The sequence below is a fragment of the Bacillus sp. MT94 genome (assembly GCF_058792475.1).
Genome location: NZ_JBXAEZ010000001.1, coordinates 627,241 through 642,705 on the forward strand (window position 1 = coordinate 627,241; position 15,465 = coordinate 642,705).

Here is a 15,465-nt window from a genome sequence, read left to right on the forward strand (position 1 = left end):
AGTTTTTTGATTTCATGAATTAGATGATTGCTTATAAGTGGGTTTAACAAAGTATTTTGCTCATTTGATATCCAAACTACTTTATTTTGAAATAAAGCTATTACAGCAATATTAACAAAACTTTAATTGTCTAGTAAATAATTATTAGTGGAGATATTAAAATGGGATGGTGTTAAAGAAAGATAGTAAAAAACATCAAGGATGAATGAAATTCATTTGGTACGATATGGATATATCCAATGTGAGGGGGAGTTTGATGTATCAAGTAAAGGGGTATTTTTCATCATTAAAAGGAAGTTATTATGAGATTGGAAAGCAACAAGGGGAATTCGTGAAACAAAATCCGTATCTCATCCCGCAATTTATACACGAAGAAAATGTAATATCTAATAACCATTGGACAGAATCGAGAAATATACTAAACAAACATTGTCCAGGCATAAATGAAGAAATTGAGGGGTTTTGTGAAGTGTTAAAAATCCCTTCAAAAAATATGATGTATTACTATCAAACACTATTGAAAGCAGGTTGTAGTCATTGTGCAGTATTACCTAAAAAGACCGATTTAGAGCACACATATGTATTAAGGAATTATGATTTGTCACCAGTAATAGATGATATGCGTTTTTGTTCAACTCATGTTGAAGGTGCGTATGCACATAGTGGCTTTTCTACTCAATATTTTGGCCGAACGGAAGGGATAAACGAGCATGGATTAGCTGTTACATTTTCATCATGTGGTCAACCAGTAGGAAATATTGCAGGTTTAAGAAAGCCAATGGTGAGTGGTTTACAATGTTTTGCGGTAATTCGATTGTTGTTGGAGAAATGTAAAAATGTGCAGGAAGCTAAGTTACTAATAGAAGAAATCCCAATTGCTAGTAATATTAATTTAATAATAGCTGATCCTTTAAATGCAGCATATATTGAAATATTTGACGGTCATAAATCCACAATAACGATTGATGGTGAAAAACAAGCTTTTATTGTATCAACAAACCATGCAGTTAGTTCATCAATTCAGAAATTAAATAATAGGAAATTAGAACAATCAACAAAGAGATATCACCTTTTACATGAGCATTTAAATAGATGTGAACAAGTAAGCATAGAGTCTTTAAAAAAGTTAGTAGAAGAAGAATATCCTGCTGGACTTACTGTGCATAACTATGAAGAATGGTTTGGAACTTTACATTCTGTATTATTCGATTTACATGATCGTACAATGAAGATTTGTTTCGGATCACCACTTTTAAACGACTGGTATTCATTGAAAGTTGGAGGAAGTATGCCGTTTTCTGAGGTGAACGTGAACTTTAAAAATAAAACTTATACTGACTTTTGGAAGGAAGATAAGAATGAATTGATACCTAAAAGATAAATGGGATAAGATGGTGATGTAAAGAGTGCATTTATACTGGAGGGATTATCAATACTAAAAGTTATGTTACCATTTGTTCTTATCTTTTTTCTTGTCATTGCGATGTATATTGCTTATCAAAAGAGAAAAAAGTCTGGGATAAAAGGATTGAAAAGTGCGGTAACTTCTATTTGCTTCTTTTCACTTGCAATCTTAAATATGTTTGCATATTGGTTTCATTTTGGCGGTGCTTTTACTTGGTTATTTTCAATTGTATTATTGCTAGTTGGTGCATATTTTACTAAATATATTCCAATATCTAAAAAGGTACATTAAAGTTTATAAGAGTTAAATATAATGTTTACTTTGTTTTGAAAAGAGATTATTCTACTAAATTGTTGTGAAACGGTTTCATAGGATAATCTCTTTTGTTTAGTTTTGGAAAGAACGTACTGTGATTTTTAGTTGCTCAATAAATTCTCGAGTTGCAGCACACATATATTTATCTTTTCTATAAATTAGCCCTATTTCAATTATTGGAGTAGGGTTTTCTATTTTAATAGCTTGAATGTTTTTATTTTGTAAAAAGTCTATATATGGTTTGGGTAACACTGTAATTCCCATTCCTTTGGAAACCATTTGGATTAAAGATTCCATCGTACTAATTTCTAAAATTGGCCTTGGTTTAAAGTTTAACTTTTGACAATGAGATGTAATTAGTTCGGTTAAAAAGAAATTTTTAGGTAAAAGAATTAAAGGGTAGTTCTGTAATTCAGCAATAGATACATGATTACGTTCAGCTAATCGATGACCAGTGGGCACGACCAATGTAAGATTGCTTTTGTATAGAGGGATGGAGATAATCTCTTTATCTTGCACCGGGAGAAATGTAATTCCAATATCTAGTTCGTTTTGTAATAATTTTTCACGAATATCTCCTGTACGAAGCCCTAATACAGAAAGCTCTATATTAGGATATAAATTATTAAAATTTAAAATAGCTGTTGGTAGTAAATAATTTACGACGGTTAACAAAGCCCCTATTGTTAAGGAACCTTGCTGTAATCCGTTTAGGTCTTGAATAGCTGAACGAGCTTGTTCGACTTCATGAAAAATGGTTTTACTATGTGATAATAAAATCTTCCCTGCTTCAGTTAATGATATTTTTTTACCAATTCGATCGAAAAGTGGCATTCCTACTTCATGCTCTAATGCACGTATTTGTTGACTTAGTGAAGGCTGTGAAATATTTAATTTTTCAGCTGCTTTTGTGAAATGTAATTCTTTTGAAACAGCTAAAAAGTATTCAAGTTGTCGTAATTCGATTGGAATCACCTCAAGTATAATGATAGGTTATACCTATCATTATTATATAAATAATTGAATTGAACAATGATTTTAGAGGTTTTATAATCATCTTTATGTAACAGAGAGGGTTGTAAAAATTAATCGAGAGAAAATACATGTAACACCTTTAAAGGAGGAAATAGAATGGCTAATGAATATCAATTATTATCTTTAAATATAGGATTACCAAAAGAGGTTATATACGGCGGAAAAGTAATTCATACAGGCATAAATAAGAAACAAGTAAAGGAACCGGTATATTTATCCTTTGTAAAATTTAATGGAGATGGACAGGCGGACTTAGTTCATCATGGAGGAGTAGATAAAGCAGTTTGTGTTTATACTGGTGATCACTATCCATACTGGGAAAAAGAATTGAATCAAGATCTTGTATATGGGGCTTTCGGAGAAAATATAACAGTTAGTGGTATGCGCGAAGAGGATGTTTGTATTGGTGATACGTTTGAGCTCGGAGAGGCAATCGTACAGGTAACACAACCAAGGCAACCTTGTTTTAAATTAGCAAAAAAATATAATATTCCAAAGTTACCACTATATTTTCAAGAAACAGGATATACAGGATTTTATTTTCGTGTATTAAAAGAAGGATGGGTATCATCAGTCGATACATTAAAAAGTCTACAGTCTGATCCGAAAGGTGTTTCAATAGCGTTTGCTAATCGTATCATGCATAAGGAAAAACAAAATATTGAAGGGGTAAAAAGAATATTAGAAGTAAATGCACTTTCAAGTAGTTGGAGAAAGTCTTTTGAAAAGCGTATAAGTGGAGAAGAAATTAATACGAAGGAAAGACTTGAAGGGATAAAAGAATAAAAATATTTTATTATAAATAGTGTATTTCTATTAGTAAAAGCTAATTAGAAGGCGCTATTTTTATATAATAAACTAATTAATATCCAGAAATCTTAATATTGTTTTATTCGACTTATTTTCAAATAGTCAAAACATAAAATTAATTAGACTTTTTTTTTATGTTTTATGATAGTATATTGATTGGTAAGACCTCTATTTTTAAGAGTAGGTCATATAAGTATATCTAATTTAATGGAATTTAACATTTGGAGGTACAACATGGGGAATGTTGAAAAATTGGCAAGTATTCTAATAGAAGAACCGAAAAGAGAGCAGTTATTTCCTTTATTTGAAGAAGTGTTTGGAATTAAAACTCAAACATTGAATGATTTTTCGGATAAAGGATATTGGGATGATACATATAAAGCTTTATCGTTTTTACAAGAAGATAAAGTGATTGCAAATGTTGCGGCATTTTCACTCCCATTATTAATTAATGGTGAAAAAATAAATGCGGCGGGTATTCAATCAGTAATGACACACCCTAATTTCCGTAGACAAGGGTTAATGACACAATTAATGGATAAAATGATAGAAGAAATCGATAAGAAATGTGAATGTGCATTATTGTTTACGGAAAACCCTGAACTATATACAGCATTTGGATTTAAAGTTGTGCAGGAATATTTGATGACTATACCATATGATAAAAATATTAATAATAACGATTCACTACTTAAAAAGTTAGATTACTATAATATAGAGAATAGACAGTTAATACATGAAACTATTGATAGTAGCCAAAGACTTTCAAATAGTTTTTCAACTTTAAACTTCCATCCTTCATTTTATTTGAATATGTATGATTCGGAATGGAATGAGAAATTGTATTATTCAGAGAAACTAGATGCTCTAATCGTTTATGAAGTAGAAAATGAAAAGTTGAAATTATTTGGAGTATTTGCGCCAGTACTTCCGGTTTTAGATGAATTATGTGGAGAAATCAATGAAAGGTTTACGGAAATCGAATTTTATTTTTCTCCGGATCAATTAGGGGTTGAGGATGTACAGTTTACAGAAGTACAGTCTAGCAAGTATTTAATGGTTCGAAGTGATAAAGAGTTAGATTTTAAAGGTTATAAATTCCCAGTATTAGCGGAGTTTTAAATGTCTATATAAATGCTTTATTATGGAGGAGCTATGAATATATCGTATATACCAGAACATATTGAGCAACTCACTATAATGAATGTACCTGAATACTATAAAATTAATGATAATCATGCGTTTATTGTCCGTTCGAAAGCAGAAACTGATTTTTGGCTTAAAACACATTATGGTTTTGAAGTAATGAATGGTCATGTATTTTATAATGAGATGATGACAGACTTTCAAGCTGAAGTTCAGTTACGTATGAATCCAAATTCAAAATTCGATCAAGCAGGTCTTTTTGTTATGATTTCGGAGAACTGTTGGCTAAAAACATCTTTAGAATATATCCCTGAAGGGCCATCTCACTTAGGTGCTGTCGTAACGAATAATGGATATTCTGACTGGTCAACGCAAAATTATCCAACTGAAGCAGCTAAGCAACAACTTCGTTTTCGAATTATTCGAAAAAGCGGTGATTACACAATATATGTGAAAAAGGGCCATCAATGGGAACAAATAAGAATCGCTCATTTAATGGAGGATATAGGGAAGGAGCCTGTTAAAATAGGTTTTTACACGTGTAGTCCTTCTAAAAATAAGGGATTTGAGACTGAGTTTTTACATTTTACAATTGAAGAAATATAGATGAAAAACCGTATTCTTTTCATTAAGAATACGGTTTTTGTATTTATATAATATAAAGCACATTTATTGACTACAAAGTCATTAATACTTATCATTTAATAATGTTAAATATTAATTTACATAATATAATAGAAGTAATAAAGAAATTACAAAATATATAGCTTAAATAAGGAGGGATATGAATTATTCAGTGGTAATTTCATGGGAAAAGGAGATTATGTATGAAATCATTTCGTAAGTTATTACAGTATTTAAAACCATACATGTTCTTCGCTATTATTGGGCCGCTATTTATGGTACTTGAGGTTGCGATGGACTTAATTCAACCGACTATTATGCAACATATCATTGATGTTGGGATTGCAAATCGGGATTTAAATTATGTAATAAAAATGGGGCTTCTTATGATAGGAGCAGCAGCACTCGGTTTAGTTGGAGGGCTTGGGTGTATGATGTATTCTACAAAAGCAGCTGTTAATTTCGCTACAGACATACGAAAAGATGTGTTTGCGAAAATAGAAACATTTTCTAGTAATAATCGGGACTCATTTGGAACAGGTAAATTATTAACGATCGTGACAAATGATATCACTTCCATTCAATCGGCAATGACGATGACATTACGTGTTCTCGTTCGTGGTCCACTGTTATTTATCGGAAGTATAATTATTGTTTTTGTAACAGCGCGAGAGTTATTTCCAATATTACTTGTAGTTGTTCCGATTTTATTACTTGCGATTATTTTAATTGCAAGTAAAGCAAGTGGTACATTTAAAAAGGTGCAAGAGGCATTAGACAAAGTGAATACAAAGCTACAAGAAAATTTATCTGGTGTGCGTGTTATAAAAGCGTATGTAAGACAAAAATACGAAATCGCTCAATTTGGAAATGTAAATACAAATTTAACGAAGATAAATATTCGAGCTGTGCAACTTATTTCTTTAATGATGCCAATCATTATGCTAGTTGTAAGTGGCGGGATTGTCGCAACATTATGGATTGGTGGAGAAAAAGTATTCGATGGAACGCTTCAAGTAGGAGCGATTTTGGCATTTATTAATTACTTGAATATCATTTTAATGTCACTTATGTCGATTAGCATGGTATTTATTCAAATTGCGCGAGCTTTTCCATCTGCGGATCGTGTACAGCAAGTGTTAAATACCGAGGTTGATATTATAAGCGAAGCGTATGCGATCGAACCTGAGAAAATTGAAGGAAATATCGAATTTAAAAATGTTAGTTATAGCTATACGAAAAATAATGAATACGTTTTAAAAGATATTTCGTTTAGCATACAAAAAGGTGAAAAAGTAGGGATTATTGGATCAACTGGAAGTGGTAAATCTACCTTAGCGAAACTGTTACCACGTCTATATGATGTGGATCATGGTGAAATATGTATAGATGGAATAGATGTTAAAAAATATGATTTGCAAAAACTCCGTGCTTCAATAGGGTTTGTACCTCAGAAGGCGTTGTTGTTCTCAGGCAGTATAGAAGAAAATTTACGTTATGGTAAAGAAGATGCAACACATGACGAGCTGGAAGTAGCAGCTGCATCAGCTTGTGCGACTGAGTTTATCAATAAGCTGGAAGAATCTTATCAATATAATTTAACACAAGGCGCGACAAATCTATCAGGTGGACAAAAACAACGTGTATCAATTGCAAGGGCACTTGTGAGAAAGCCACCGATTCTCATATTAGATGATTCTACATCAGCAGTTGATGCAAAATCAGAGGCTACTATTCAAATAGCTTTAAAAACAAAATATACAGGCACAACAACTTTATTAATTGCGTCTAAAATTTCTTCCATAATGGATGCGGATAAAATACTTGTATTAGATAATGGTGAATTAGTTGGCAATGGTACACATGAACAATTGTTAGAACAAAGTGAGGTTTATCAGGAAATTTATCTTTCCCAAGGTGGTAATTTAGATAAAGAAGGTGGGGAAGAACATGCGTAATTTTCAAGGACAATTTGCTAATAAAGGTGGACGAAACACCCCAAAGATGGGAAAAGCTAAAAATGCTCAAGGAACTGTAATGCGGGTATGGAACTATATGGGCTATCAAAAAGCTGCTCTTATGTTTGTTATATTTCTAGTCGTTGTTACTACATTACTTGGATTATTAGGTCCCTATTTTATGGGAGTCATTATAGATCAATATATTGTACCGAAAGATTTAAGTGGTACAGCAAGAATGTGTATGTTACTTATCGCGATTTATGGTGTAACTGTACTTTTAACATGGTTACAAACGTTTGTCATGATTAACGTTGCATTAAAAACAATTCAAAAAATACGACAAGATATTTTTGAGAAAATCCAAACGCTTTCTTTACGGTTCTTTGATGTGCGTTCTCAAGGTGATTTAATGAGCCGTGTGACAAATGATATAGATAATTTGAATCAAGCTTTGACACAAAGCGTTGTACAAATTATTTCATCAGCATTAACTTTTATAGGTGTAACGATTGCAATGTTCGCCTTAAATTGGATTTTAGCAATTGTAACTTTAATTACAGTACCTATTATGTTTTACGTTACAAAAAAACTAGTTGCATATAGTGGTAAAAACTTTGCGAAGCGTCAAAAAGATTTAGGTGAATTAAATGGATTTATTGAGGAAGCAATTACAGGTGCGGATGTTACAACGTTGTACGGAAAAGAAAAAGAAACTGTACAAAATTTCAATAAAATTAATGAACAGCTAAGAGTTTCAGCTACGAAGGCTGATACATTTTCAGCTTTTATTTTTCCAAGTATGAACTTTATTAATAATTTAGGTATGGGCCTTGTCATTGGGACTGGATCAGTTATGGTCTTAAACGGAATGACAACAGTAGGAGTTATTGCGGCTTTTATTAATTATTCTCGTCAATTCTCAAGACCGCTAAGTCAATTTGCGACTTTAATGAATACAATTCAAGCGGCAGTTGCTGGTGGAGAACGTGTTTTTGAAATTATGGATGAGGTACCAGAAATTCAAAATAAAAAAGACGCATTCGTTGTACAAAATTTACAAGGGCATGTTGCACTTGAGAATGTTTCATTTGGCTACGCAGAAAATAAAACGATTTTAAAAGAAGTGAGTCTTAAAGCGCAGCCAGGAGAGACAATTGCTTTAGTTGGTCCGACTGGATCAGGGAAAACAACAATCATTAATTTGTTAACTCGCTTTTACGATATACAGCAAGGACAAATTCATATTGATGGAAAAGATATAAAAGATTATGATATTAATTCTTTACGAAGTAAAATAGGAGTAGTTTTACAGGATACGTATTTATTTGCTGGTTCGATTATGGATAATATCCGTTATGGACGCTTAGATGCTACTGATGAAGAAGTTATCACTGCAGCTAAGGCAGCATCTGCACATTCTTTTATTAAGCATTTGCCAAATCAATATGAAACAGAAATTGCTTCAGAAGGATCGAATTTAAGTCAAGGGCAAAAACAACTTCTAGCGATTGCACGAGCAATTTTAGCAGATGCAGATATATTAATTCTCGATGAAGCGACATCAAATATTGATACAAGAACAGAATTACAAATACAAGCAGGACTAAATAATTTAATGAGAGGTCGCACAAGTTTTGTGATCGCTCATCGACTTAAAACAATTGAAAAAGCAGATCAAATTCTTGTTATAAAAGATGGAAATATTTTAGAAAGAGGGAATCATGAATCTCTCATGGAAGATAGAGGGTTTTATTTTGATTTGTATACGAGTCAGTTTAAAATATAGTAAAAGCATTGATATGTTGCGGTTTCTCTTGAGAGGAGAAACCGCATTTTTTATATTTACAAATATTACTATCCAAATGGTCTTTCACTACATATTTTAACAGCATCCACCTGCATTCCAGGCAAAACATGTGAATAGCGATTTAATGTTATGAACATATCTTTATAACTGAAGTGTTCACTTACAGTCTTTGGATGTATACCTTGTTTCAAAAGTAGCGTGGCATGTGTATAATAACGTAAATCATAAAATCGAACTTTAAAAATCGGAGTTTAAATAAAAAGAGCGCTGTTAAAAGCGCTCTGAGACAAACCATACATTTAGAGAGGAATCAAGATAATATATGGATATTGTGTGAGAATGTTGTAGGTTTTAATTAAAAATAAAGCACACATATAAGTGTGCTTTTATGAACGCTTTAGATTTGTATGACTATATAGTCATACAATAAAATATGCTTGTTTAATATAAATGTGTGTCAAATCTATAAAAAGATATTGTGTATAAGGAACAATAAATGTTAATTAGCTAAGTCTTTTGTTTTTATCCTGCTATTTGCCGGACAGTAAGACCCCCACCTTAAAATTCAGCGGAAGCAAAGAAGTTAGGTGAGGGCTGATTAAAGTTTCACTTTATTAACGAATTTGCACAACTGTTAACGCTGCAGAACGAATATCTACTGTACCTATTACTTCAACGGGGACAATTTGAATTAAATCACCAGGGTTTAAGTTAATTAGAATGACCCCACTTGATACATCGACTTCACCAGTTCCAATAATATTAGAACGGACTGCGGATCCGGATCCTGCAATAATATTAGTCGATGAATTTAATGTCAAGAAAAAGCGAGCTGCTTCCGGGGCTAATGGAACGTTATCAAGGCTAATCGTTAATGTATAGCTAATTTGATAAATACCAGCTACCTGAATTTTAATACCAGTTCCAGTACTAATTGTATCATTAATTACAGGGACAGTAATGTTAGGATTTGGGCCTGTACTAGGTAATAGTAGTGGTGTAAATAATGTTGCAAATTGAGGTGAAGTAGCATTGAAGGCAAAACCTAGGGCAGGTAGTGAACTAGGTGCTTGTGCTTCACAATTAAAATTAGCGAATTTACAAATGGATGAGCGCATATTTTCACTCCTTTCTTGTATTTAGATTTCGTGAGTATTAACTTCACATTTTGGACAAGCATAATACAATATATGAAAATTTATAGTAGATAGTGCACAAGCATTACTATTACGGATAAAGCTATGAATAATAATAAATACTATATGGAAAAAGCAGTTAGCTAATTTAACTAACTGCTTAGTCGGTTCTCCAAGAGCAAATAGGCGAAAAATTATTGCGCTATATAAAAGATCGCTATAGATAAGTGCTCTTTTTGAGAGTGAGTATAAAATTCTATCATTCTATCTAGTATGTGCACTGTATTATGTAGTTGCTACTAAAATTGATGTGAATTTTTAAAATTAGAGGTTTCTTTCAATGAAACCTCTAAAAAGAAAACTAAATTTACGTTATAGTAAATTCAATTGCGATAGGAGTGCCTCCATCTAGGACTGCTCCTCCTACAATAGTAGCAGCTGTAGTAGTTACACCAGTAATAGTATCACCTGTTTGAATAACACCATTAATATAAAGTGTTAAAAAGGCATAAGAAGCAGGGAATGTTGTTACAGCACCAGTGTCATCAGTGAAGTCTGTGTTAGCAAAAGTTAAATCTGCACCAGCAGCAGTTCCTGTTGCGGCTGTACTTACAAATCGTCTTCCAGCTATAAAAGGTTTAACGATAGGCATTTATGTTCACCCCTTTTTGAAAATTAACTCGGACAAGTGTTTTGAAAGTTTTGTCCTGTATCGTATAATATGCTGTGCTTCTACTAAGAGATACGGCTTGTATACTAGTAAATAAGTATAATTATTATGCGTTTTATAAGTTAGGTTCTTATAAGTAATTAAGTGGTTAAGGTTGGATTTTGTATATGGTATGTTTATGTAAAAAAAAGAGAGCGCTTTTAGAAAGAGCTCTTAATCAAATTATTATCTTAGTGTTGGAGGGAGACTGGCGGCCTCAGTGACAGATGGTAAAAATAATTTCCGTGGTATTGTAATAAATTCAAGCGCAATTTGCTTTGGATAAAAAAGTATTTGAGTTAAATCTAGAGCATGTATTAATAGTATCATGAAGCTTGTAAGAATGATAAAACTACCCCAAAAGAAACTTTTTGAAGTGTTGCGAAAATCTTTTATTAAAGAAAAGAATGAAAAAAATGCGGTAACAATGAGAATGAAAAATTTATACTTATCAGCCATTGTAATCCTCCTAAAGCACAGTAATTTATATTATACCGTATTTTTCAATATTATTATAAAAAGATTTTAAAGTGAATAATAAAAAAATAAAGCCATAACTTAAAACATTAGTTTAGGTTCTATTGTTTGAATTCTTTGTTTTAGAAGGTATATAATCTGAATTTGAAAATTTTCCAAATGAATTACCATTTTTTATTTCTGATCCAACATCAAGTGCTTAATGAAATGGTATGAAAGATTATAGGCTAGTGATACGAGATTAAATAAGAGGAATTTGCGTGCTGCAAGAGTTCTAGCTCAGATTTCTACTAGAGAAAAGTATTTAGTTGGAGTTGGTATGTTAATAAAAAACGGATAGATGTCGAAACTAAATATTCATGACATTAAGGACAAAGATCAGGAAATATAATTTGGTATTCTGGGAATAACCGGAGATCCGTAGTTAAGGTTGCATAGTATTTGTATTTTTTTTCTAATTTTTCAATTGTTGTTAAGTGATGAGAACCTAATCCACGTCGTACACTATGTTGAGAAAGAGTCGGCCCAATTTGTAATTTTCGTTTTTTCATTGGATCGTTCCATGGACTGTAAAAAAATTTAAAAATAAAAGCAGGTTCCATGTAAATGCTATAAGGATAATGCGAACCATGTCTCCCGACTCTATAGTTCCCGTGCGAATTATTGTGAATTAATCTACCGTTAAGATATAGTTGATTTGGATTAGGTTGAATTATTATGCCGTGATAACGTTGTTTAACAAGCGGAGAACTATATCTTGGATTAGTGTAGCCATAAGTCGGTTCATCAATCATCATAATCATTCTTATTGAAAACATATTGCCGCCCATAGTGCTAAGTGATTTAAAAAATTGTTCTTTATTATAACAGCACAGGAATTCTGTCGTATTCAATACCATTTTCCATCCTGGAATTTCTCTTTCAATTTCCATAACTTCTTGATCAACTAAATAAGCATCAAATTCGAGTGATTTTGAGTTTCGTATTTCCCAATTAGGAGCGAATGTTTTACAGATTTCAACTGAACGATCAGTGGATCCACGATTAATAAGAATGCCATGATCAAATAGCTTTGTATGGTGCATTAACCACCATGGAAGTAAATATTCTTCATTGTAAAAATGAGAAATTAAAGTAGTCTTAATCAAAATCACCTCCGTATTTAACCTGCTTCTTATTTAATATGATATGGAAGGAAACCTATTGTTAGAAGGTTTCCTCTTAAAAGTTTTAAACCACATAGGGTATGTGGATGGATTAGTATATAAAGTAGTCTGATTGATAAAGAGTGGTATTAAAAAGTACAAAATCTAAAATGAGCATCGAATTAGTGTATAACGATTGAAACGGCACTGAAAACTAATAAAACAGCCATAATCATGTTGAATAATTGGTTATGTTTTACTAATAATTTTTGGAATATTGAACCAAATAAACTCCAACTAAATGTACTCAGTAAACCGACTATACCTAGAAATAATGAGAAAAGCAGAAAACTTGAATATGAATTGTAGTAGGGGAGTATAAAAGTAGAGACTACTGTGAGTCCGAATAATATTCCTTTTGGATTAACAAATTGAATGAAAATACCCACTGTAAATAAGTTTTTATTATTTTTTTCATTGTGATCTGCACCGCCTTTACTAGTAATTATTTTAAAGGCTAAATATAGCATATACGCGACACCTAAAATTTTTAAAGGAAATTCAATTAAAGGGATAATATTAATTAATACAATATTAAAAAAACTACATAAAGAAGTGAGGATGAAAAAACCAAAAGCTACTCCGAAGCAAAAGTTTATGCTTCTCTTTAATCCATGTTGATTTGCGTATGTCATAGCTAAGAAATTGTTGGGACCAGGTGTGAAGCTACTTATAAATACAAATAACAAAAAAGAAAATATAGGCATTTCAAAACCCCCTATTTTTTGTGTGTTATAATGACCAAAAAGAACAATATAACGTGTGCTTTTTATTATACATAACGGTCGTTATATTGTATACAGTGTAGGAGTGTTTTTTATGGAAGAAATTCAACTTATTCTGGCAAAAAATTTAAAATCAATACGTGAAAAAGAAAAATTAAGTTTAGAAAAGGTCTCTCAATTAACAGGTGTAAGTAAAACAATGATTGGACAGATAGAAAGAGGAGATTCAAGCCCGACACTAACAACAATATGGAAAATTGCTAATGGTTTGAAAGTATCATTTACCTCTTTAATTAATAATCCACAGCCTGATACGAAAGTAGTTTTACGAAATGATGTTCAAGTATTGTCTGAAGACAATGGGAGATATAAGGTGTATCCCTCATTTCCTTTCCAAGATGATAGGAATTTTGAAATCTATATGGTTGAAATTGATACAGAAGGGAAATTAAGTTCAGAAGCGCATAAAGAAGGAACAGAAGAGTTTATAACGGTATTTGAAGGGAAATTGACAATTGACATAAATGATTGTCAATATACGTTAAATAATGGAGACTCAATTCGCTTTAAGGCGGATAGACCGCATACTTATACTAATTCAGGAAGAACATTAACTCGGTTAAGTATGACTATTTATTATCCAGCTTTATAAGCTGGCAATAATATAAAGAGTAAAAGTAAATATGTATTGTTAAAACCATCTATAAGAGATGGTTTTATTTTTTGAATATAAAAAAAGACACTCAATTGAGTGTCAATATAGTATTGCTCTCGCGTATAGGATTGGAGATGTTCCTCAAATACATATTGAGATGGTCTGTAAAGAAGAAACAATCTTCATCTTTAATGTAACATCGACATGGGTGAAGTGTAAATTGATAATATATATACGGAAAATTTAGTATAGATGTTTTCTACTATGGATATAGTAAAATTTATTTTTATTACTTAATCACTATCGTAATATTTATCAATTGAGTATTTAGATTGTTTATTATAAAAAGAATGAATCATTTTTTTAATCAATTCGTATAATTGTAAGAGAGGCACCTGTTGATCCGCCTCCAACTAAATTCACGACGGATAATATACCAAATAATTGTAGTGAGATTGTATTACCAGCATTTAAATTAGTAATTAAGTTATTACTATAATTTGAAGTGGATAAAGTGGGAGAAAAAATAGAGCCAGGAATTGGCGTAGAAGCGTTTAATAGTAGTCTAGTTCCAGCAAGTAGAGCGGTTGTCGTATTAACTTGATAGGTTAAATGATATCTTCCAGTTACAGGAATTGTAAATACGTCATTTGAAGCGTTAACTGTAAAATTACCGAGACTTTGGTTATTTGCAAGTGGAATGTTTGTTCCTCCTAATACGACTGAAACAGAACCACCTGATGTATTATTAGCGAACATAGAGTTTGTTGTAACGATTGAACCAGTACTCCCGGTAGGTCCAGTACTCCCGGTAGGTCCAGTACTTCCGGTAGGCCCAGTACTCCCGGTAGGTCCAGTACTCCCGGTAGGTCCAGTACTCCCGGTAGGTCCAGTACTTCCGGTAGGCCCAGTACTTCCGGTAGGTCCAGTACTTCCGGTAGGCCCCGTAAGCCTGTAAGGGAAAATAATGTCAAGAGCCATTGACATTAGTTCCTTTTTTCTAATTTCATTATTATCTTGAATATAAATCACCTCATCTTTTTAAATAAGAATGTTATAGATTTACTACTTTTTAAATAGAATGATCAATTTATTATATTAATAATAGTGGCTATAGCAACGGTAAAATGTTTAATACATGTAATAATTATTATGAGAAGAAAAGAGAATAGTTATAAAGTTATTCTTTAATGATAAGTTCTAAATGATATGTATGGGTTAAAAAACATGTGGAATGAGGTATTAACTTGAAACGCAATGACAAATTATCATTGAATAAGGGGATGATAGGACCAGAAAATATTGGACCTACATTTCCGATTCTTCCACCAATTTATATTCCAACCGGAGCAACAGGCCCAACTGGAATAACGGGAGCAACCGGAGCAACAGGCCCAACTGGAATAACGGGAGCAACCGGAGCAACAGGCCCAACTGGAATAACGGGAGCAACCG

At 32.2% G+C, this 15,465-nt stretch carries 16 protein-coding genes; 9 read left to right on the forward strand and 7 right to left on the reverse strand.

Annotated elements, in window-relative coordinates:
* Positions 1-256 precede the first annotated feature (256 nt).
* Both AC1Q51_RS03090 and AC1Q51_RS03095 read left to right on the forward strand, forming a co-directional pair.
* Complete coding sequence (locus AC1Q51_RS03090; protein WP_090976539.1) at positions 257-1,381, forward strand: C45 family autoproteolytic acyltransferase/hydrolase; 1,125 nt, start codon at positions 257-259, stop codon at positions 1,379-1,381.
* A 63-nt stretch (positions 1,382-1,444) separates the two neighbouring features.
* On the forward strand, positions 1,445-1,696 hold the full coding sequence (locus AC1Q51_RS03095) for a hypothetical protein (RefSeq protein WP_000936604.1): 252 nt from the start codon (positions 1,445-1,447) through the stop codon (positions 1,694-1,696).
* 96 nt (positions 1,697-1,792) lie between these two features.
* Here the strand turns inward: AC1Q51_RS03095 and AC1Q51_RS03100 are convergent, their stop codons facing one another.
* Positions 1,793-2,695, reverse strand: coding sequence for a LysR family transcriptional regulator (locus tag AC1Q51_RS03100; protein ID WP_053564520.1), 903 nt, complete (start codon positions 2,693-2,695; stop codon positions 1,793-1,795).
* Positions 2,696-2,851: 156 nt separating this feature from the next.
* Between AC1Q51_RS03100 and AC1Q51_RS03105 the strand changes: the two genes are divergently transcribed.
* From AC1Q51_RS03105 to AC1Q51_RS03125, 5 genes are all read left to right on the forward strand, one after another.
* Entirely contained in the window at positions 2,852-3,541 is a 690-nt protein-coding gene (locus AC1Q51_RS03105; RefSeq protein ID WP_001262982.1) for an MOSC domain-containing protein, read from the forward strand.
* Positions 3,542-3,799: 258 nt separating this feature from the next.
* Positions 3,800-4,687, forward strand: coding sequence for a GNAT family N-acetyltransferase (locus AC1Q51_RS03110; RefSeq protein WP_090976543.1), 888 nt, complete (start codon positions 3,800-3,802; stop codon positions 4,685-4,687).
* Positions 4,688-4,720: 33 nt separating this feature from the next.
* Complete coding sequence (locus AC1Q51_RS03115) at positions 4,721-5,317, forward strand: DUF1349 domain-containing protein (RefSeq protein WP_090976545.1); 597 nt, start codon at positions 4,721-4,723, stop codon at positions 5,315-5,317.
* Between the two features lie 221 nt (positions 5,318-5,538).
* Positions 5,539-7,293, forward strand: coding sequence for an ABC transporter ATP-binding protein (locus AC1Q51_RS03120; protein WP_097925449.1), 1,755 nt, complete (start codon positions 5,539-5,541; stop codon positions 7,291-7,293).
* Complete coding sequence (locus tag AC1Q51_RS03125; RefSeq protein WP_016081661.1) at positions 7,286-9,082, forward strand: ABC transporter ATP-binding protein; 1,797 nt, start codon at positions 7,286-7,288, stop codon at positions 9,080-9,082. The genes AC1Q51_RS03120 and AC1Q51_RS03125 overlap by 8 nt, the downstream gene beginning before the upstream one ends.
* Positions 9,083-9,717: 635 nt before the next feature.
* On the opposite strand, the gene exsF is transcribed toward AC1Q51_RS03125, so the two are convergent.
* From exsF to AC1Q51_RS03150, 5 genes are all read right to left on the reverse strand, one after another.
* Entirely contained in the window at positions 9,718-10,221 is a 504-nt protein-coding gene (gene exsF / locus AC1Q51_RS03130) for an exosporium protein ExsF (protein ID WP_090976548.1), read from the reverse strand.
* A gap of 385 nt (positions 10,222-10,606) precedes the next feature.
* On the reverse strand, positions 10,607-10,891 hold the full coding sequence (locus AC1Q51_RS03135; protein WP_001123247.1) for a DUF4183 domain-containing protein: 285 nt from the start codon (positions 10,889-10,891) through the stop codon (positions 10,607-10,609).
* A 243-nt stretch (positions 10,892-11,134) separates the two neighbouring features.
* Positions 11,135-11,407, reverse strand: coding sequence for a hypothetical protein (locus AC1Q51_RS03140; protein WP_000774116.1), 273 nt, complete (start codon positions 11,405-11,407; stop codon positions 11,135-11,137).
* 383 nt (positions 11,408-11,790) lie between these two features.
* Positions 11,791-12,573 carry a glycosyltransferase family 2 protein gene (locus tag AC1Q51_RS03145; protein WP_000598282.1) on the reverse strand — a complete coding sequence of 261 codons (783 nt, stop codon included), beginning with the start codon at positions 12,571-12,573 and terminating at the stop codon, positions 11,791-11,793.
* Positions 12,574-12,752: 179 nt separating this feature from the next.
* Entirely contained in the window at positions 12,753-13,337 is a 585-nt protein-coding gene (locus AC1Q51_RS03150) for a LysE family translocator (RefSeq protein ID WP_048558440.1), read from the reverse strand.
* A 55-nt stretch (positions 13,338-13,392) separates the two neighbouring features.
* On the opposite strand from AC1Q51_RS03150, the gene AC1Q51_RS03155 reads away from it, so the two are divergent.
* Entirely contained in the window at positions 13,393-14,007 is a 615-nt protein-coding gene (locus AC1Q51_RS03155) for a helix-turn-helix domain-containing protein (RefSeq protein WP_130813712.1), read from the forward strand.
* Between the two features lie 366 nt (positions 14,008-14,373).
* On the opposite strand, the gene AC1Q51_RS03160 is transcribed toward AC1Q51_RS03155, so the two are convergent.
* Complete coding sequence (locus AC1Q51_RS03160) at positions 14,374-15,042, reverse strand: BclA C-terminal domain-containing protein (RefSeq protein ID WP_141526274.1); 669 nt, start codon at positions 15,040-15,042, stop codon at positions 14,374-14,376.
* 215 nt (positions 15,043-15,257) lie between these two features.
* Between AC1Q51_RS03160 and AC1Q51_RS03165 the strand changes: the two genes are divergently transcribed.
* A partial coding sequence (locus AC1Q51_RS03165; RefSeq protein ID WP_492331363.1) for an exosporium leader peptide-containing protein occupies positions 15,258-15,465 on the forward strand: 208 nt, incomplete at its 3' end.